The following is a 21724-nucleotide window of genomic DNA, read 5'->3' as shown; positions in this document are numbered from 1 at the left end:
GAAGCGAGTTTTGCTCCACAAAACCAAGCGTATGCTTTCGTTACCAGTTTTGCTATGTAGTCCATTCTAAGGAGCATCGCTCCACAAAACTTTTAGGAGGTAAATACATGTACGAAATCGCCGTAATTGGCGCCGGTCCTGCCGGTGCAAGCGCAGCCCTGTTCGCCGCCAAGGCGGGCAAAAAAACGCTGCTGATCGACAACGATAAGGGCATGACCCGCAGAGGTTGGTTTGAGAACTTTTATGGAATTTCCGAAGTAGGTGGTCCTGAGCTGGTCGAAACCGGGCATAAGCAAGCCGTTAAATTTGGCGCTGAGCTGGTTTCCGAACAGGCTATCAACCTCACCTCCAGCGGCAATGGTTTTGTCATTGAAACTGAAGATGGAATTATCTATGAAGCAAAACATGTCATTCTCGCCACAGGCGCCCTTACAGATCTAGCTGCCAAAGCTGGCGTAGAGACTAAGGATGGTACAGAGCCAAGAATCAAAACTGTAGTAGCCGTAGATCCTGAAGGCAAAACGAATATCGCAGGCATTTGGGCTGCTGGTACTGTTGCTGGAGTAAGTGTACATGCCATTATTACCGCAGGCGATGGTGCGAAGGTAGCTATTAATGTAATTAGCGAGTTAAATGGTACGCGTTACGTTGATCATGATGTGCTGAAAGCTTAATCTATACTCAAAACATAAATCCGGAGGATGATTCTTAGGAATCGGTCTTTCGGATTTTTTCGTCACCCAGGAGAACCAAGTTACGAAATTTAAAAATAACTGCACTTGATGCAGCTATTTCATACAATAACACCCACACGGCTGTTTTAAGTGTATTTTATGCAACTAAAAACAAACTAAATGAGCATTCTAGTTAAAATGTGAAGATATAGATGTATCAAGTGCAACTAAATCGAGTTGCAGCTGTCCCCCATACTTTTAATTGTATAAAGTACACTTATTTGCTCGTCCCTCACCGTCCTTTGAACACCACACGCAAAAAAACTGCTTCAAAACCTCATCCCACCGCCGAAGCCGATGTTATGATCGTTTGAAACAGTTCCTCTCCCTCAACTGTGTATACTCCAATGCAAGGAATCCACTTCTTTTTCTCTTCCCTTAAGACTAGCAGCCAGCTCCTGCAAATACGGAACCAATAATGGGCGCAAATCCTCCCGCATCAAACCTACCTCCAGCGTGGCTTTAATGTAACCAAATTTATCACCAATATCATAACGTTTGCCGATTAAATCCAGCGCCAGCAATCCTTCTTGCCGGCATACCTCGTGCAAAGCATCCGTCAGTTGATATTCACCGCCCGCTCCACGTTTGAGGTTAGCCAGCACTGAGAATATCGAAGGCTCCAAAATGTATCGCCCCATAATGGCGTATTCTGAAGGAGCTGTTTCAGGCGAGGGCTTCTCTACCAATCCTTTTACTTCATGAACTCCATTTAGTGAGCCGCTGGAGGCTATAATCCCATATTTGTTAACCTCCTGCCGTGGCACCTGCTGCACACCGACGATAGTCTGCTCTTCTTGCTCATACAATCTCATCATCTGCAGCAGCGCCGGGTCCTCCGAAACCATAATATCGTCACCAAGCAAAACAGCAAAAGGTTCATCACCGATAAATTGTTCCGCACAAAGGATGGCATGGCCTAGTCCCAGCGGCTCTTTTTGCCTAATGTAGTGGATGCTCGCTAGCTCACTAATTAGCTGGACTTCACGAAGTAGTTCCTCTTTCCCTTTTTCCAAAAGCGTCTGCTCCAGCTCCACCGATTTATCAAAATGATCTTCAATCGACTTCTTATTGCGGCCGGTCACGATGATAATACTTTCAATACCAGAGCGGACGGCTTCTTCTACGATATATTGAATCGCTGGTTTATCCACAATGGGCAGCATTTCTTTTGGCTGAGCCTTAGTGGCAGGCAGGAAACGAGTGCCTAAGCCCGCGGCGGGAATGACAGCTTTTCTAATCTTCATCATGAATCCCTCCCTTGCAGTTTATTTACGGAGATGGGTCACAGGGTGCTCACGAATGTTCTTTTGCTGCCCCTTACCTTCATAGAACTCTTGGACAATATAAAGCGGACGTCCTTTAGTTTCGTCATAAATCCGGCCGACATATTCACCTAGTATTCCTAGCATAATGAGTACAAATCCGTTGAAGGTCAGCGTAATTCCAATCATCGAAGCCCAGCCCTTAACAACTGAGTCTGTAAAAATCACCAGGTACAAAACATACATAAGGTACAGAAAACCAGAAGCCGACAGCAGTGCGCCCAAATATCCTGCCAGCTTCAGCGGCTTATAGGAAAAGGAGGTAATTCCGTCCAAAGAGAGCTTGATCATACGTTTTAGTGGATATTTAGTTTCCCCCGCCAGACGTTCATCCCGTTCATATTCAATCGCCTTCTGACGGAAACCAACCCAGCTGACCAGTCCGCGCACGAAACGGTTTTTCTCCGGTAGACGTTTGAGCTCTTCGCAGACCCTACGATCTATGAGCCGAAAATCACCCGTATCCACAGGGATAGAAATATCGGTTGAATAACGCAGAATTCTATAAAAGAGGCTGGCCGTCCACTTTTTGAATAAGGATTCACCATTACGCTTCACCCGTTTAGCATATACAACTTCATACCCCTTCTTCCATTCCGCAATCATGTCCAAGATCAGCTCAGGCGGGTCTTGCAAATCAGCATCAATAATGACAACTGCATCCCCAAGGGCATAGTCCATTCCGGCAGTAATAGCGATCTGATGTCCAAAGTTACGTGACAAATCGATCAGCTTCACACTCTCATCCCAGTAGCTATATTCCTCGATCATCTGGGCACAGTTGTCGGTGCTGCCGTCATTCACGAAGATCAGCTCATACACTTCCTCCGTCATTGCCATCACTTTTTTAATACGGCGATACGTTTCCTGAATGACTGCCTCTTCATTAAACATCGGTATAATAATGGAATAGCGCACGTTGATGCTCATGAGCAGCTCCTCCTTTAATTTGAATGCTGAAGCGTGCCTGCAAATGTATTAGCACGCTTCGTACTCTAAAACACTGAACTAGTTAACTGTAACTTTGTATAACGTTCCGCTGTTACCAGCATCGTTTCCTGCCCAATCCGCGGCTGGAACCTCTGTACCATTGTCGGTAATCCAGGTAGATAGCGTAGAGTTCCCTCCACGTCCCCCCCCCATACCGCCGCTGCTCAGCAGGAAGTATTTCACCTTTCCACTCTTTACTAACGCCTCTAGGGTATCTGTGGTATATACTGTGTCCGAATTGGAAAACCCGTTCAGAATAACAACCGATGCCCCCTTATCGACGATATAAGGAGCTGCTGTGCCATAATCCAATACGGCAAACAGATAAGGCTCCCCAGTATTATTTTCCTCCAGATAGGACAACAGACTCTCATTTGCACTTGTAGCGCTATTACGTCCAAAGTTGCTAGAATTGCCGCCCATTCCTCCTCTGCCCTCACTGCTGCCTGGTCCTGCTTCAGGGGTTTGACTGTTCAGGCCATAAGTAATTGGGGTAGCTGCCCAGTAGAGCGGGCCAATTAACAATACTAGTACAGCAACAATACTTGCCGAGAAAACAAATGGCTTCTGTTTGCCTTTAAGAACGACCAGCACCAGAGAAACAACTATACCGGCAGCCAGAATGCCAATCGACCAGCCACTGCCAATCGTATCGTCATAAGGATGAATAATGTACCACTGAAAAGCTGCTGTAACCAGCGTTGCAACTGGCAATAGCCATGACAGCCAACCAGAGTGCTCGCGATACAGACTCCAGAGCTTTGACCAGCCTGCACCGACCAGCGCGGCTATCGGCGGAGCCATCATCACCAGATAATATTGATGGAAGAATCCCGCAATACTGAAGAATCCCATCACCGGCACCAGCCATGCTAACCAGAATAGAGCTTCTTTATGCCCTTGCGTAAAGTTCCTTCTCCGCAGATTAGCGAATAATCCAATGCAGCCAAACAATACAAAAGGCAGCAGCCAGCTTGCCTGACCTGACAGCTCTGATTGGAACAGGCGCAGTGGACCTGCGGTTCCAGTATTGAACATTCCACCTCCGCCGCCATTCATGCCGCCGCGTTGTCCTTGACCTCCACCTTCACCACCAAATTGCCGGTTTTGATTATCCGTTCCACCGCCGGGTGGTTGCCCTGGAGAACCTCCATCATCGGCGCCATTTTGACTGTCTGAGGTTGAATTTATACCTTGCCGACCCGAAAATGCTCCACGTCCGCTATCCGTACCATTTTCAGCATCTGCCCCGTTCATAGCGGGTCTTTCACCGTTCATAGCTGGCATCTCGCCATTCATGTTCGGCATCTCGCCATTCATGTTCGGCATCTCACCACCATTCATTGAAGGCATTCCACCTCCGCCACCACCTGTCCCCCGATCACCCGTCAATCGGGCGACACCATTATAACCAAAGGCAAGATTGAGCACGGAGTTAGTACCGCTGCTGCCGATATAAGGTCGTTTACTAGCGGGAATCGAATCCACTATCACTGCCCAGGATAACGAGACCACGAGTAATATAGCTGTCGAGGCCGCTAATACTCCGGTTTTCCGCTTCCAGTTCACTTTCGCAGCCAAGACATAAAAGAGATAAAAAGCCGGCAAAACCATATAAGCCTGCAGCATCTTCTCATTAAACCCAACACCGATTAAAGCAAATGCGGCAAGGAGACTGCCCAGCTTATTACTCTTCGTTCCTTTAAATAAAAACCAAACCGCCAACAGTAACGTGAATACTAACAGAGCATCAATGTTATTCGTCCGGCTAACAGCCGCCGCTACTGGAGTTGTTGCCATGGCCAGCGCTGCTAAACGTGCTGCTGCTTTACCAAAGGTAGGTTTTACCAGAAGGTATACGAGCAACACGGAGCCTACGCCCCCAAGCGCCTGAGGTAAAATCACACTCCAGCCATGCAGCCCGAAAATGAGTGCGCTAAGAGTCTGAATCCAAAAGGTGACTGGTGGTTTATCCACCGTGACTGAACCTGCAGAGTCGAGTGAAGCGAAGAAGAAATTATGAAAGTTTTGCAGCATACTTCCCACGGCAGTGGTGTAGTATGTATTCACATAGTGGTCATTCCAAACTCCATAACCGTACAAAAAAGCAGCGAGTATTAAAATGAGCCACAGTATAAGATCCGAGCTTATTTTTCTAGCAAAACTCATCTCCATTTCACTCCTATCCCTTGATCATTCTATATGCCGGCAGTTCTGTAACTCCGGCCCAAGCTTTCCGTAGGTGTATTATTTCATCCATACCTTAACTCTCAATGAGTGCAAGCTGAATGTTTGCTGAATAAATGAGGCTGCCGGCACGCAAAAAAGACCCCACAATGTGGAGCCTTTCGGTACCCTGTTCAATCCAAACTATGTTATTCCATCTTGCCTATGGCAACAAGCTTATTCACCGTGTTCCAGTTGCGTGCGGTAACGGGCATCCCGAGTATTTTGTCAAAAGGGACTTTAAAAAGCGACGATTGGCTCACACTGACCTCATATAATATATACATCTCTCTGCCGACAAAACGCACTTTATCCGGTCCATTCTCATAAGTGCGCAGTTTATCCAATGCTTCCGCTGAAGGCTCGGCTGGTAAAAAAGTAACATACCATCTTTTGAATTCCTCTGGCTCGGACAGCTGAAAGGGATCGTTAGCGATCACATTCTCCATTTCTGCTAAAGTACGGATAATAACAGAGACCTCGAATTCAAAAACCTCATGAATCTGACGTTCAATGACTCCGCTAAGCAGGCTCACCGAACCTTCATCACTCTCAAACACGACATTTCCGCTCTGAATATACGTTCGTACATTTGCAAATCCAAGAGACTGAAACATCGCCTTCAGGTCCAACATTTTAATAATTTTGTTCCCGCCCACGTTAATTCCACGCAGCAGCGCTATATAAGTAGTCATAGAATACACCTCCGTTTTTGTGCCATGATCAGCTTACCTCTGCGGCTAAGGTGTGTAGACGTTTACGAACTTCTTTTACCAGCAGCTCCTTCTCTGGAGGCGAAAGCCCCTCCACCAGACGTGCGGCAGCGATCGGCAAAATCCAGCGGTCTACGTCCTCATAAGTGTGTCCTGATAATCTGAGATACTCTTGAATGTATCCCTTAGTTAATCTTTTTCTTATAAAACCTAACATTAATTTGGAGAAGGCCGAAGCTCCCGGAGGCATAGCTCCCAAACTGAACATCACTACGGAACGCGCAGCATCTCCAGCAGGTTCTCCCACTACACCCGTCATCCAGTCGATCACCCAGAGCTGTTCATCCATAAGCACATTGTCGGGATGAAAATCCCCATGACATAAACGAGTACCTTCCGGCAGCTTCTCCAGATACTTTAAAATGACGGATTTTTCCTCTTCGCTTAGCATAGGGGCAACCATGATCTGACTTTTCAGCATATCCTTTTGCTGGCCGATTTCCTCTGTAGTTTCAAGCTTATGCAAATCACAATGAAGCCCCGCCATCAGCCTGGCATATTGGGTAACTTTCCAAGGCTTCTCACCCATCACCTTTAGTAAAGAGGGACCCTGAATTTGTTGAAAAACGATACCTTGTCGATTCTGTTCAGAAATAAGCTCAAAAGGCTGGGGGGTCCGAACACCCCGCGCATGTACAAACTGGCTGATTTTATATTCCCGGCTGACATGTTGCTCTGCTATATCCTCCCGGTACAATTTAAGAATCCTCTGATCGTCATGCTGCCAGATCTCCGCTGTTCTGCCTTCCCCAACAAGCTTCGCCTTCATTCGGCATCCTCCATTTAGTCCAGATTAATGCGGGTAAAATGCTCAACTACCGGAAATGGGTCGTAGTAATGGTGAAGGAGTGCTTTCCATTCCTGATATTGGCTGGATTCTCTAAATCCAACAGTGTGGTCTTCAAGCGTTCTCCACTTCACCAGCAACAGATACTTATGTTCATCCTCCAAGCAATGTTGTAATTCATGGCCCATATAACCTTCTATCGAGGAGATTAAGCTTGATGCCTCCTTGAAGCTTTGCTCAAATTCAGTAGTCAAACCAGGCTTCACTTGCAGCATCGCAGCTTCCAAAATCACACTCATCATCTCCTAAAGTTATGGATTTAAAGCATCCCGGAAAAATTCATGATAGAAATTAATGATGACCAGCAGTATTGCTAGTGACTCGTTGACACTGCCTACCTCCAGCGAATGATTGGCATCATCGATTCTATACACCTTCAAATGATTCAGCCCACTAATTTCACCCGAATGCTCTTCACCAAATAAGGGGTCACTGCCTCCATAAATTACAGTCCCCCGACTCCGCTGAATCAGCGGCACCGCCTCAGGCAACGGGGTGATATATAGATGAGACGTCTTCTTCTGTATTTCTAGCTCTTCAGCTATTCTACCTGCAATAACAGCTCCCATGCTTTTACTTATAAAAAGAAACCTCTTATAATCCGGCAGAGAAGCAATCACGGCTTTACATTCCTCAATGATAATACTCATTTCTTCACGCTTGAAATCCACCCTAGCACTCTGGTAACCATATTCTAAAAGCAGAACATCACAATTATGCTCCCGGGCAGCTTTAGCCGCATAATCCAGCAGAGAGCGATCAGCTGAATAATTTTTACCCGGAAAAATAACAGCCAGCGCTTTGGAACCTTGGGTGATATATTTATGTTTAACCTCTCTACCCCAATAAGAGGACATAATGATATTGCTAACGTTCATACATGTTTCCCCTCTTCTGCTCCTTAAACGGATTTAAAATATTTAAAGAAATCTATCGTTTCTTGCAAATCTGCCTCATCTTTATAGATACTCATTACTCGCCCAATTTCAAGCGCAAAATCTACATATCCATTCGGCTTAGCGGTGATGATTGTTCCATCGACAACGACGTTAGATACGCCGGATTCATTGTCCACATAAACCTTACCATCCAGTACTCCGGCAGCCTTAAGAATGGATACCCCACCGCAAATGCCCGCGATGACTTTGCCTGCTCGATTCAGGATTCTGATTAAATCTAATAGAGCCTCCTGCCCTATTAAATTATCTGTTTCCCCACCAGGGATAATCAATAAATCTATGGTGCTAACGTCCACATTTTCAACCAATACGGATGGATTCACAGAAAAACCCTCGCAGGAGATTAACGCCTTATCTTCCAAACCTAAGGTATAAACCTCACCCTTTGTTTTCATAAAATAAGCTGCCAATGTAACCTCAAACTGCACAAAGCTATCATATATAAGAATATATGTATTCAATGATGGATCAGCTCCCCTGTTCTCAAAAAAAGTAACCTCTATTCTATGTATCTATCATTATAGCATCATCGCCCTCTCCTGAAACTTACGGACTCAGAGGACGCTAATCAATAACAACTATGCGCTCCGCTAAGATTCCGAATGTGGGATTTCACCTAATTACTCATAACAAAAAGGACACAAGCATCCCAACAGCCACTTTTTATGGCTCACGAGACACCTGTATCCTCCTATTTAGAGCTATTGCTACGACTGCGGCGCTATCTGTTTATTTTTACCTCGGCTCACAACAATTTCAGCGCAAATCCATAATATCAACGGAATAATCACCTGGAAAGGAAAGGCGTATATTTTATAAATATGGTAAGAGAAATAGTACATTTCCATAATATCCTTGTACACAAAATCCGCAAAATAGATCATGAGTAGTCCCATCTGAAGCACAACGGAGCGGTAACTCTTGAGCTTGAATACTTTAGCTACTCCAATGCAAGATACGTAAAGGCATAAACTTCCTTTTATAAATGTTGTGATTACAAAAGCCACTGCCGATGACGCTTCAATTCGGGTCAAAAAATCTCCTACATTAATACGCCCTGCAGACACATAAGCCGGAAAATATAAACTAGACAAGACCTCAGGACCCAGCATCAATAGGTTCCGTAGTGTAGCCATAATAATAATTGCCCCAGCAATCGCTACGCCACCAAATAATACCTTATTCGCTGAGCTCTTCTTCGATAAATTACCGAATACCCCCAGAAAGACTACAACCTCTGCAAATGGAAAAGAAAATGTGCCCAGCGTATCGTTAAATAATGGCTTCCAGCCTTTATCCAACAGCGGAAGTAAGTGATGATATTCCATTTTGGAAAAAGCTAAGGTGACAATGACTAGATTAACAAATATTGCGAACAGTAATAGAAGCTTAGAACTTCTCCCCAGCACTTCAATCCCAGCCTTAACTATCCATATACACAACAGTCCAAGACATGCCATAGGTGCTATCATTGGTGTTTCGGTTAAAGTAACGGATCTACTGAATTCTCCAAAAACCCTAAGAATTAGTGTCCCTAGATGAAAGGTATACCAAATATAGAGACAAGAAATGATTCGACCCAAGACGCCTCCAAACACGGTAATCAACATATCAAATAGATCCTTGCCTGGTAATAGGATGTGTAGTCTGGCATATATCAGCAGCAGTGGGACCACCAGTACCATGGCTAATAATACGGCGATCCAGTTACTGTTACCGGATTCTCCCGGCACACCCATAAATATTGAAGTCCCCATAATAAACAAGACAGCAATACTAATAGCATGCCCTGTTGATACGATCTCTTTGTTCATACTCTATTCTCCCTTTAGGCTTGTCCCCTAAAATAGCATCTTAATCCAGTGTTCTAGGTATGGTGAAGGACTAGGGAGTGACCATCTCATTGCCAATGCAAAAGCAATACAGAATGATACCAGACATAGTGCGGAAGAAACATAAAAATCCCGCTTCATCCCCTGTTTCCATAGACCATAAGGATCACTCAAAACAATTACCGCATAGATAAATATGACCACAACAACCAATTTTATCACCTATTTTTGATGAATCTTGATAGACCTTGACGTTTGTGCACTGCTCTCGATAATCACCTTGGAATTCACTACTATCTCTACGTTGGAAAATTCCTTCCCCCAGTTTTTCTCGATTTTCTCCCAGGTCCGTGGCATTTTCTCATGAAGAAGCTCTCCAAATCCAAAAATATCTGCTTGGTAATCCTTCTGAACCTTATGAATAACGGAGAGAATCTGCTCCTCCAGTTCTTTTTCAGCCCACCTTTCTATAGTCTTCTTGCTGTCCAGATTATTGAATTCCCCCGAAGATTTGACCTCGTCCAGTCCTGCGTGTGTCAGTGTATTAAGCTTTATTTGGAGCTTACCGTTTATCCATACAGGTTTTATTTTTGTACGATTGGATAAAATTTCGAGGGAAAAGGCAGGTTCTCCACTTTCATCCTTTACGATTAACACACCTCCCTGGATTTGATTGTTGGCAAACAACATGTATTTCGTTTCTTCGCCACTGATCATACCGATCATTTTATCCATCCTGAAAATAGCTGTTCCGCTAACTCGTGCATTCTTCGTCTTATTTTGTTCATGAACATAAATTAATGGAGCGATGGCATATTCACCAGAAGCCTCGAGCTTATCTATGAAGTCCCAAATTTCCACAACCGGCGCTGTACTTACATTTTTCTCAGTCCTCATCTGCTGTGCAAGTGCATAGGACATAATACTCTCAGTCGAACTGCTGAGACTTATGATTTCTTGAGCCGACTTCTCTTTAGCGACGAAAATATACACATCCGATCGGGTTTCCGTATCCCTGTTGTACCAATCTATTACTTTGGTGACTCCCTCCCTTGCAATCTCCTCACTAAGGATAATCGCCTTAGAATGGCTCCAAAATAACTTTTTTCCAGTGATCGAGATCATTCCCCTCACAATATCAAACATGGTCTCGCCCGCGAGCGTGATCATTTTGAAGCCAGCCTGACTTGATTTCATTCCTTCCTTTGTATCTACAATCTCTGTTGTCACCAATAACTGACCGTCTTTTTTCCCCTTATCAATCGCGACCCCGGCAACAATCGACATATCGTCAATTTCAAAGTAGTTCCAGCAGCCTGTATTGCAGATCAGAAGCATCATGGATGTAACAATCAGAAGTATCCTTTTCAGCTTGCTCATGGTCTTCTCCTTATTTTATTGGAACCTTTTCTCCTCATATTTCGTGCCCCAATTAACGCCGGACGCAGATACATATGCCACCACGGCGCCCTGATCGCTGTATCTTTAATGTCCTGAGGACGGATTGAGCCTACTCTAAGCATGTATGGAACCCCAAAACTACGCAGACTCATCAAATGAACTACTAAACCAAGCATTCCAAGAAAATAACCGTATATCCCTAGAAAAAAACTCGCACCCAGCAGCAATGTTCTTACGATAATTAAAGGACCGGTCAACCTAGGGTTAAGTAGCGTCATGATTCCTGTTAAACCGACTACAATAATCATTGGAGCACTAACTATTCTAGCCTCCACTGCTGCTTGTCCTAACACGAGAGCGCCTACGATACTGATAGCCTGTCCTATATAGGTAGGTATCCGCTCACCCGCCTCTCTTAATATTTCAAATATAGTTAACATGAATAACGCTTCTATTATTGTAGGAAAAGGGACTGCTACTCTTGCTGTAGAAATACTGAGCAACAACATGGTTGGGATCATTTCCTGGCTATAGGTAACTAAAGCTACGTAAAGAGCAGGTATACTGATCGACAAAAAAGCTCCAAAAACTCTCAACATTCGATTGAAGGAACCAAAATAAAAGTTAATGTAATAATCCGAGCTGGCTTGAAAATTCTCTACAAATACATAGGGGACAGTCATTGCAAACGGGCTGCCTTCAATGAGCACGGCAACTCTGCCCTCCATCATGTTACTGACTACGGCATCCGGGCGCTCTGTACTTCCTGTCATTTCAAAGGGCGAATAGGGCTCGTCTCTAATTAATTCCGCCAGAGATGCCGTATCTAGAATAAGATCTATGTCAATCTGTTCCATTCGATTCTGTAATTCTTTGAGAATAGCCGGTGATGCTAACCCCTCCATGTAACAGATACATATCGGTGTTTTGGACCGTGTTCCCAGTGAACTAAAAACAAATTTCAACTCGGAATCTTGTACCCTGCGCCGAATAAGAGTGAGATTTACTAACAGTGATTCCGTAAATCCCTCCCTTGGACCTTTCACACTTTTTTCGGTAACCGGTTCCGCAAGAGCTTTCGTCTCCCAACCCTGTGCACCAATGTTCAGAACACCGGCATAACCGTCCATCAACAGTAAGGTCTTGCCAGCTATAATCGCATAGATCATTTCATCAAAATTCTCAGAGGCAACCACATCGCTAATACTAATGACCTGCGTCCGGATGTTCTCCATCAGCTCGGCTTTATTGCCACAATCCTTTTCGGTAAAATCAAATGCCATGACGGGCTTGATAATCCCCTCTTGGATCATATGTTTGTCAACCATTCCGTCAACATAGACTAATCCAAAGCGAAGACTATCACTAAACATGTTGCTAAACACTCTGATTCTAAGCGTTCCATCGTTCTTGAATATGTCTCTAAACAAAGTCATCATTTCATCCAGTGACGTACTCAGAGTCTGCTCAGATTTTGTGTTTTTTTGAGACGTATTGCTGTTCCCACCTGCTGGCCGTTCCTCCACAGTAGTCACTCCTGTCAGAATTAGGTTTCCTAGAAATTATCCCCCGTCTCTCCAAATCCTATCCGCCAAAATTATACTAAAAAGGGATCAACAAGAAAGAAAATGAGACTGCTCCATAGGCTGGGTTCCGCAGGTAAGTCACTAAATCAGCCCTTGGGGTCATGCCAATAGCGACTCACTGCATACATCCTCAGACACTTTCGGCTCAGGCACGCAACACCGCATACATCCTCAGACGCTTACGGACTCAGGAGGCGTTATTGGCTCATTTATCGCCTTTTGGGCACATTTTCGGACTCCAGTGCAGCTATCTCATCAAAAGTGGCTCTAATCGGGCTTTTTTTATACCAATAGCGACTATGGGGTCCGACAGCACGCCAAAAGTCGATAAATGCAACGTTTAGGGACTACTGGGTCCGTTACCGCCGCATCCCAGTCATCCCTTGGAACTTACCGACCTAGCACGATAACACCCAGTACATCTTCAAGTGCTTAAGGACTCAGGAGGCGTTATTGGCTCAATTACCTCCTTTTGGGCACATTTCCGGACTCCAGTACAGCTATTTCATCAAAAGTGGCTCTAATCGGGCGATTTTCATGCCAATAGCGACTATGGGGTCCGATAGCATGCCAAAAGTCGATAAATGCAACGTTTAGGGGCTACTGGGTCCGTTAGCGATCTCTTGCGTGCAAATTACATACCATGAAGCAATGTTTGTTTTAAGAGCGTAGTGGATACGAGCATGAGATTAGGCGTTTGGGGTTGGCAGCAAAAAAACACAGGTGCCCAGCAGTCATGATCATGACTACGGGACACCTGCGTCTTTTTTATATCTTGTATTGCTGCATGATTATTGAAGCTGCTCAAACAGGCGGAAGATCACGGCCGCTGCTTGCGCTCTTGTAGCCTTGCCGTTTGGTCCAAATTGGTTGGATGTCATACCGTTAATAATTCCACTAATACGCATCGCTTCTACAGCTTTGGCTGCATCCGCAGACAACTGGTTCACATCAGAGAATGCTTCACCAGAAGCCTTTGTTCCGTCGGTCAATGGGATATTAATCGTCTGAGCCAAACGATAAATCATGACCGCCATTTCCTGACGAGTAATCTCCTCGCTTGCACCAAAGTTGCCATCCGCTTGGCCTTTAACAATACCGAGCTTTTGAGCGCTCGCAATCGGACTGGCATACCATGTCCCATCCTTAACGTCTGTAAATGTGCTTACAGCCGTCTCATCTAGTAAATCAAAAGCGTTCATCAATATTTTGATGAATTCTGCACGGGTCACATTTCCACTTGGATTAAAGTGTTCAGCATCCATCCCTTGGATTGCGCCTCGTGCTGCGAGTGCTTCAATGCTGTTTACCGCCCAATTAGCTGTAGCGGTATCTTTGAATGAAACATTCGAGTGAACCACTACATAACTGCCAAGCTGTTGCAAATTTAACTCAAGCATCTGTGTTCCTGTATTAAATCTTCCGTTCTTAACGATCTCTAGTTGCTGATTACTGTTCAAGTAATAAACCACTACTTTATGTGCTTTCTCACCAGACTTCAGCGTATAAGGAAGTGCCAGCTTGATCCCCGATGTCTTCAGTACATCGCCTGGAATAATCACACCATCTACGCTAAGACTGATGTCTTTAATTGTACCTGCATTCAACTGACTGCTTACCGAAAGTGGCAATCCGGATATATCTCCAGTGCCCACAATAAGCTTAAGTTTGCCGTTCTTAGCATCTTTGTAAGTCTTCAGGAAATTTTCCGGCAGCATTATGCTTGCTGTTCCTGTATCAATCTTGAGGGATTTAACATTCCCCGCTGCTGCCAGTGACTGCAGTGGCAGCTCAACTACAATTTGTTTCGCGTTTCCGGTAGGATTCACGACAATGGACAGAATACCATCCTTTGCATCCTTTGCTGCCTTTTCAACATCTGTGGCAGCCAGTTCAGCCAATGCTTTTCCATCTGCTCCGATAACCATCTGGACAATGATTTTACCATTGCTTACAGCAGGGGCAGCTGTCGCAGACGCGCTAGGCGAAGGTTTTGCCGTGGCTACCGGCACATAAGTACCCGGTGCCTCTGTTGGTTTCGGCGTTGCCGTTGGCGTTGGTGTCGTTGTCGGTGCAGGTGTTGATGTTGGTGTTGATGTTGGCGTAGCTTCTGAAAGCAACTTCAGGCCCGCAACCGCCGCAGTAAGCTGACTTAATGCCTCATCAATGTCTGCCTGAGTAGCAGTTCCACTCTCCAGCAACATCACTGCACGTGCTACCTCTTTCTCAAGAGTATTCCAGCTCTCCTCTACATAAAGGCTCTTATCCAGAGCCTCTATTGCTCTAAGCTTCTCCTCCAAGGCTGCCGTTATGAGAGGTGGATTTACAGAAACTAATGTTAAGGTATACGTTCTGGTCGTTGTTTTATCCAGTGCCGTCACAATGACCTTGTAACCCGTTTGAATTTCTCCCGCAATAGTAATGCTATCGGGTTCATACACAGCGAAGGTAACCCCTACCGGAACAGTAAGTCCTTCCTTCAGCTCATCAAGTGTAGTCGTATCCGGTAAAATAATTTCTTTGGCTACCTGATCAATAGATCCGCCCGGAATTGTGATTCCGCTGATCGTTGCATCATGAGCTTCGACAGGCTGTAAGGCTTCAAAGGCATTTTTCAAATTGGAATATGCCACATTAATATCACCATCGGTAGCACCGTCATTTGCATAAGTGGCTTTAGCAGCCTCTAGTGCAATGCGTAGTGCCTCCCATTGCTCAGGCGTTCCGGTATAATTCTCTTCATTTATCGAAGGATCTTCCGCTGTATCAATGGCTGCTTTAAGTTTAGATTTATCGTACCTCACACTGATGCGGCAGCTGGCAGCAATATCGGTGCCCGCCACTTTACCAAATATAGTGAAGTCTGTAGCAATGGTGAGTTTGTTAAGGGGAATTTCCTCCCATACCACACTTGCCAAGCCTGTCGTTTTATCGGCGTAAGTTACCGTAACCTTAGCTGGAAGATTAGGCACGACGTTAACTGTCGTACTCACTGCAATCTGTTCAATGCTTACAATCGCACCATGGTCGCCGGGAGCAGGAACTTCTCCTTCTGGCTTAGACGAAATTGCCCGCCATTCCTTAACGCCTGTCCAAATACTAGTGGACTGCTTATTAAGAATCAAACGGAGTTTATCCGTCTTCACCTCGTCAAAGGTTACCTCGTTAAATGCATTTCTTGCTTTGCCTTTCTCGCTCAAGCCCGTTACCGGTACGTATTTTCCGGCATCCTTATCCCAATATTCGAAGCTGTAATCTCCCGGTACCTGTACACCGCCTTCATCATCATAGAAGTACACGGAGCTGCCTGACAAAGTCACGGGCTCTTTCCAGGTCAGTTGTAGCCAGTGGCTTTCACCGGGGCCGCCCCAGTTCCCATACTGAGTTTCTGCTTCGCTATTGTAAATACTTGCTGAAGTATAAGGGATATAACCATCATTAATGCCATACACAGACTCCCATGCCGAAGTGTAAGAGGCACTAGGGGTAGCCAAAAGGGCAGCATTTCTGTATCTAAGGTTATCCACCGCCATCCGCATTTGATCCGTTGCCACTTTGATCTCTTCCAGTGTATATTCTCCCTGAGCCAGCAATGCCTTGGCAGCAGTCAGTGCAGCTTGCAGCTCTTGCCATGTTGCCGCAGTAAAATCATCCTTGTTCCGGACAAGTCTGCCGGAATCCCGATCCGCAAACTTCGCGATCATCTCTGTCAGTTCTGCAGTAGCTACAAATACGGTGACTGGAACCTTCACGACAGTTTCAAGTTCCCCGTCGCTGACAGTCAGGCGGTATTCGTATTCACCAGTCGCCTTAAAGGTTGCTTGCAGCATGGCCTTATCAAGCCCTGTCTCCTCTACTTCTCCTTCACCTGAAATCTTCTCCCAGGTATAAGTCAGCTTGCCACTTGGCAATCCATCATCAACGATTTGTGGCATAATCGTCAGAGGCACATTTTGCTCAACCTTCAATGGTGTTTCTAGATAAACCTTTGGTGCCTGATTGGCAGCCGCCTTAACCTCCAGATTATTGTTGTAGATCTGAATCTCCTTGATGGCGGTCGCAAGTTCCAGCGAATGCGTCACATGAATGCGAATCGCTGCAGTGTTAACCTTTTGGAACTCTACATTGTTATAGTTGGAAGCAATATACTCCGGATAGCGGAATTGCCCCTCCACTGGTTTCCAGCTTCCATCAGCATCCTGATATTCGACACCGAATGTCTGTGGTGTACCATAACCGTTCAGAAGCCGGTCATTATAGAAATAGACTTTTACATTGTCCACAGCCTGGACTCCATCAAATTTGAACGTAACCGTATCGACGGAATTCGGCGAACCTCCGAATAAAGCTGTGTTTGAGGTATGATTAATCGATGCGATTGTCGAATTGTCCGCCAGGTTGCGGATGTTCGAACCGCTCTTGATATAAGTCGATTCAACAGTAGTGCCTGAAGCAACAGCCAGATTCGTACCGTCATTAACAATATCTACGCCTGCTTTATTAAACATATCGACAGTCTTCTCATTGCTAGCTAGGGATGTTTGATCTGCCGCAGCAAGTGTCGTAGCACTGCTTTTTTCATATAACACCTGTGTCTTCGAGTTGTCGCCAACAGCCCCAGTTACATCACCTGAAGGTTTTTCCACCTTACCAGTAGCTGTATCATAAATCAGATGGGACATTTCGTTAGTTGTCATTACGAGTTCATCATTAATGAAGAGTGAATAACCTGCTGGAATACCTTGATAATGAGGATTGTCACTGTATTTAGCAGGATCCTGCCATACGATAGTTAAGTTAGCATCATGATAACGCACGTTATCTACAGCAAAATAGTCATAATCAACATTAATTGGCCATAGCTCGATCTTGTCATCTGTCCGTGGCTGAATACCCGCCATATCTTCAACCACAGTGTAATTCATCATGCCAAGCGTATCGTGGTGAATCCATGCCCGTACCATATCTCCACTAGGGTTAGGAGGATTGTCTTTTGTCCATGGCGTGCCGAAGAAGTAATCCTCCAGCCAGAAAAATTCATTAGAGTCCAGGTGGTCCGTATTGCCCGGCTCCACTGTATGCAACCAAGCGCCCCAATCAAACAGTGTTTTGTAAACGTCACTATTGATGTTATCTATAGGATAATAGCGCAGAGAGGCACGAACGGTATTAATATAGTTGCCGAAGTTACACCATGCGAACTGGTCTGTACCGAAGGCATCCGTCTTGCCATTCTTGAAATCTTCCACCCGCTTCATAATGCTGTTCTGATCCGCTGTAAAGAAAGGAAAGATCGGATAATAATTCGGATCTGCGTAATCAGACAACTGGGATAAATATTTCGCCTCATATCCTTCTTCACCTTCAGTTGGTACTACACCAAAATTAAAGACAAACATGTTATTATCCCGCCAAGGGTTGAATACATCGGTACCGCCTACAACTTTTTTGTGCAAAAAGCTGCCTGTACCATTCGTATCTGCCACACCGTCACCATCAAAGTCAGCCTTGTCGTACCACATCTCATTCAGAATTGAATTCTTAATATTCTGCGCCACAGTGTTCATTTTAGCTGCACCCGCAGTATCTCCAAGCTGCTCGTACATCTTCGCTGTTGCCACTGCATTGGCGTAGGTAGTAGAAGAGCCATCCAGCCGGGCATAGTTACCACTGCCATTCCAGTGCATGGATACGGTATCTCCGTCATTACCTGTAATCGGACCATGGTTATAATAAACAAGATTTGGATTAGTGCCTTTAAAATGTTCAAGTGTGCCGGTAACATCAGTGGCGGAAAAATCAGCGAACTTCTTCAATATTTCCTGACCACCACCGTAAATCTTGTAAGCATCCCAGCCTACTTGCGACGTGTTCTGCATCATATCCCAAGTCCAGATGTTAGGACGTCCGGGATTATTTTTATAGTTCTTATTCTCGGAATATTCCCCTTGAGCCAGCCAGGTTCCATACAAGTAGGAAGGATCACGCAGCCATTTCAGATCCTGCATCGCCCAAGGTACACTGACCGTAATCCCGTTGTTGTAGCCGAGAACGCCCTCCATGTTCATCGGGAACTGCCAGTCATTGCCCGGAATGTTGGCATCCAGCAAATTAAAGCGGTTACACCACCAACGATAATAAAGTACCTTCTTCACATTCTCATCGGGAACATCGATATATGGAATATTCTCTGCCCACCACTCGTTGTACTCCCGCACCTGTGCGGAGAAGGCTGTATCATTGCTGTCAGCAGCCTTAAAGCGCTCATAATGCAGCTTTGAGCCTGGTATTTCATCCGCGAGCCAACCCATGACTACCTTTTGGTCAACGGAGCCACCGGCGGGCACTGTAATCTCTTTAACCAGTTCATTTCCGGAAGGACTCATGCCGTTTCCGCTCAGGTGAACATCCACGTAGGACATTGCTTCAACTACCTTTTGCCCGGCTTTGCCTATCATTAGCGGAGCAGCCACTCTGTAACCCACCAGCTCATCACCCTCAGCCGCTGAGACGAAAGGTGATTTAACCTTCATCGTCAACGTTATATCGCTGGCTGTAGGATTCTTCAATTGAAGCAGCGTTACAGCACTGTTATAGCTGGAAATAAATTTCCGCTGGTTAATCTCCAGGCCTCCGCTTGTGTAGGTCTGATTCTCATGACTCGGGTAGTTCTTCCGCACATTTTTCTGTTCCGCCAAGTCTCCTGTAGAAAGGGTGATGTTATACATCGTGTCCTTGTTCAAAGTATCCGCGTAATGCACCGTTCCCACAAAACCCAGCTTGGTATTATCCTGAGTCTTCATGTACAAAGCGCTTCCCCGGCTGAACAGAGTATTGGCGCTAACTTCGTCGTTGACATCATCCGGAATGACACCTTCGTTAACTAGCAAGGCGTCAAGCCAAGGCAAATCGGAATTATCTTTTGCAAAAGCCTCAAAATCAAAAGCTTCAATCGCTTGCATCATTTCTCCGACGGTGACATCGCTGAAATTAACGCCTTCCTTAACAATAGAATTATCCTTCCACTTCGCCTGCCCGTAATTGGTGCCTACACCTTCATGATAGAAATCAGTCGTGTAGTTAGCCGATACGGGAACAATCCCTGCATTTAATACCACAGCCGCGCATAATGCCGCTACAGAAGCTCTTCTGGGCCATTTATGACTTGTCATTTGGATGAATTCCTCCTTTTTATCCCTTGATTCCTGTTAATGTAATGCCCTCAACAAAATATTTGTTGCCGATCAAGAAAAATACTAGACAAGGAGCTGTAACGACGAGCGCCAGTGCCATGACCTGTTCATAGTTCGGAATGCGCATCCCGTTCACAATATACAAGCCCATAGGCAGCGTATAATCTGCTTCAGTCTTCAAATAAATCATGGTGTAGAAAAATTCATTCCAACAGTTGATAAAGCTGAACAACGCCACAACAATCATTGCGGGACGTATAAGCGGCAGCATGATGCGGGAGTAGATACGGAAGTAACCCGCACCGTCAATCTTGGCAGCTTCACTGAGTTCTAGTGGAATCGTCATGAAAAATTGCCGGAGCAAAAAGACAAAATACGCGTTGCCGCCTGCACAGAAAAAGGCCGGAATAATAAGAGCAGGTTTGCCAGCCAGTCCCAAAGAAGTGTAAAGAGAATATTGTGGCAGCAGGGTTACGGCACTAGGCAGCATCATCGTACTGATGACCAGCACGAACCACATCCCGCGCAGCGGAAAGTTCAGCTTAGCAAAGGCATACCCTGCAAAGCTTGTCGTCAGCACCGTCCCGATCACATAAGGAACTACAATCGAAACTGAATTCCAGAGCTGCCGCAGGAACTGAATACGTTCCAACCCAAGCCGAAAATTATCGACATTTAGTGACTCGGGGAAAAACACAGGCGGCCGCGCCAGTATTTCTGTATGGCTCACGAAGGCACCTCGCAGCAGCCAATAAAGCGGAAAAGCAAACACCACTGCGAGCAGACAGGAGAGCAGAATCAGCCCGGTATTGATGGCTTTAGCTCTTTTCTTTTTTTTCTGGATACTTGTATAATTCATAATTGCGGTAGCCGCCATTATCTCGCCTTCTTTCTTTTGCCCATCGAATCGTCCCTTTTAAATGCGCCCTGGAAGTAGAACAGCACACCAGTAATAGCCATAGTGATTAGGAAGACGACCCATGCCTCAGCAGACGCCAAACCGCGCATCCCTACCTGAACAAATGAATGGTCATAGATCATAACGTTGATAAAATAAGTCATCCGATCGGGTGCACCATTTCTGGACAACACCACACTTTGCGTATAAATCTGGATAGAGGTCATCATGCACATAATCAATTGGAAAAAGAGGACAGGCTTGATCGTCGGATAGGTTACTTTGAGGAACTTGTGCCAAGCATTTCCCCCGTCCATCTCGATAGCTTCCAGCAATTCTCCCGGAACATCCTGCAGCGTAGCGATGAACACAACAATCGTCCCACCACAGGTCCACAAGCTCATGATAAACAATGTCTCAAAAATACGGATGGGATCTGTCAGGAAATCAACAGGGGCTATTCCTATCTGCAATAAAATCCAGTTAAGCAATCCACCCTTGGCTTGGTTCTGTAGAAGCATCTGCCACACAATCGTTGTCGCCAGCATCGGAACTACAGACGGCAGAAAGAATATAGCCCGCATCAAGTTTCTGCCGATAAATTTACGGTTCAATAAGAGTGCAACAATCAGACAAAAGGTGATTACAAGCGCCACGTTAATGAAGGCATAAATCAAGGTTACCGTTATGGATTTCTTGAATTCGGAGCTGGTATTGGTGAATATGTACCGGAAATTATCCAGTCCAATCCACTCCATAACTTGGCTTCCGCTCATAATCGTTATTTTATGAAAGCTGTAAAACAAACTGGCCAACATCGGATAAAGCGTCAATACCAAAAATCCAATAATGGCCGGTGCTGCAAACAAATATCCAGCCACCGCCTCTTTGGTGACACCTCTGGCATGCTTTTTAACATAGACCGCAGCCGTTTCGGTTTTGCTCTCTGGGTTCATAAGC

General features: G+C 45.3%; 15 protein-coding genes. 1 reads left to right on the top strand and 14 read right to left on the bottom strand.

Going from position 1 to position 21724, the window contains the following annotated elements; genetic code table 11:
- Positions 1–107 precede the first annotated feature (107 nt).
- The gene (locus NST40_RS02905) at positions 108–674 is read left to right on the top strand and encodes an FAD-dependent oxidoreductase (RefSeq protein ID WP_076278138.1); all 567 of its coding nucleotides are present in this window, start codon (positions 108–110) and stop codon (positions 672–674) included.
- A gap of 389 nt (positions 675–1063) precedes the next feature.
- On the opposite strand, the gene galU is transcribed toward NST40_RS02905, so the two are convergent.
- From galU to NST40_RS02835, 14 genes are all read right to left on the bottom strand, one after another.
- Complete coding sequence (galU, locus tag NST40_RS02900; RefSeq protein WP_341001067.1) at positions 1064–1984, bottom strand: UTP--glucose-1-phosphate uridylyltransferase GalU; 921 nt, start codon at positions 1982–1984, stop codon at positions 1064–1066.
- An 18-nt stretch (positions 1985–2002) separates the two neighbouring features.
- Positions 2003–2989 (bottom strand): glycosyltransferase family 2 protein, encoded by a 987-nt coding sequence (locus NST40_RS02895; protein ID WP_076138397.1) that lies wholly within the window; start codon positions 2987–2989, stop codon positions 2003–2005.
- A 78-nt stretch (positions 2990–3067) separates the two neighbouring features.
- Positions 3068–5218 (bottom strand): glycosyltransferase family 39 protein, encoded by a 2151-nt coding sequence (locus NST40_RS02890; RefSeq protein ID WP_342410388.1) that lies wholly within the window; start codon positions 5216–5218, stop codon positions 3068–3070.
- 206 nt (positions 5219–5424) lie between these two features.
- On the bottom strand, positions 5425–5970 hold the full coding sequence (locus NST40_RS02885; RefSeq protein WP_076278135.1) for a DUF1697 domain-containing protein: 546 nt from the start codon (positions 5968–5970) through the stop codon (positions 5425–5427).
- Positions 5971–5998: 28 nt separating this feature from the next.
- A complete protein-coding gene (locus tag NST40_RS02880) occupies positions 5999–6817 on the bottom strand; it encodes an aminoglycoside phosphotransferase family protein (protein WP_076186267.1) in 819 nt (272 codons plus the stop codon).
- Positions 6818–6831: 14 nt separating this feature from the next.
- Positions 6832–7128 carry an antibiotic biosynthesis monooxygenase gene (locus NST40_RS02875; protein WP_076278134.1) on the bottom strand — a complete coding sequence of 99 codons (297 nt, stop codon included), beginning with the start codon at positions 7126–7128 and terminating at the stop codon, positions 6832–6834.
- Between the two features lie 18 nt (positions 7129–7146).
- Positions 7147–7773: a hypothetical protein gene (locus tag NST40_RS02870; protein ID WP_342410387.1), complete on the bottom strand. Its 627-nt coding sequence runs from the start codon at positions 7771–7773 to the stop codon at positions 7147–7149.
- 23 nt (positions 7774–7796) lie between these two features.
- Entirely contained in the window at positions 7797–8315 is a 519-nt protein-coding gene (locus NST40_RS02865) for a DJ-1/PfpI family protein (protein ID WP_342410386.1), read from the bottom strand.
- Between the two features lie 246 nt (positions 8316–8561).
- On the bottom strand, positions 8562–9668 hold the full coding sequence (locus NST40_RS02860; protein ID WP_076278131.1) for an endospore germination permease: 1107 nt from the start codon (positions 9666–9668) through the stop codon (positions 8562–8564).
- A gap of 240 nt (positions 9669–9908) precedes the next feature.
- Positions 9909–11066: a Ger(x)C family spore germination protein gene (locus NST40_RS02855; protein WP_076278130.1), complete on the bottom strand. Its 1158-nt coding sequence runs from the start codon at positions 11064–11066 to the stop codon at positions 9909–9911.
- On the bottom strand, positions 11063–12613 hold the full coding sequence (locus NST40_RS02850) for a spore germination protein (protein ID WP_342410385.1): 1551 nt from the start codon (positions 12611–12613) through the stop codon (positions 11063–11065). Before NST40_RS02850 ends, NST40_RS02855 begins: the two co-directional genes overlap by 4 nt.
- Before the next feature lie 851 nt (positions 12614–13464).
- Positions 13465–19845: an S-layer homology domain-containing protein gene (locus tag NST40_RS02845; RefSeq protein ID WP_342410384.1), complete on the bottom strand. Its 6381-nt coding sequence runs from the start codon at positions 19843–19845 to the stop codon at positions 13465–13467.
- A gap of 19 nt (positions 19846–19864) precedes the next feature.
- Entirely contained in the window at positions 19865–20743 is an 879-nt protein-coding gene (locus tag NST40_RS02840) for a carbohydrate ABC transporter permease (protein ID WP_081383335.1), read from the bottom strand.
- Positions 20743–21720 carry a sugar ABC transporter permease gene (locus tag NST40_RS02835; RefSeq protein WP_081383334.1) on the bottom strand — a complete coding sequence of 326 codons (978 nt, stop codon included), beginning with the start codon at positions 21718–21720 and terminating at the stop codon, positions 20743–20745. The genes NST40_RS02840 and NST40_RS02835 overlap by 1 nt, the downstream gene beginning before the upstream one ends.
- Positions 21721–21724 lie beyond the last annotated feature (4 nt).

Source organism: Paenibacillus sp. FSL R10-2778 (assembly GCF_038593035.1).
GTDB lineage: Bacteria > Bacillota > Bacilli > Paenibacillales > Paenibacillaceae > Paenibacillus_AQ > Paenibacillus_AQ odorifer.
Note: the sequence above shows the minus strand (reverse complement) of the source record. Positions and strands in the feature narration are given on the sequence as shown.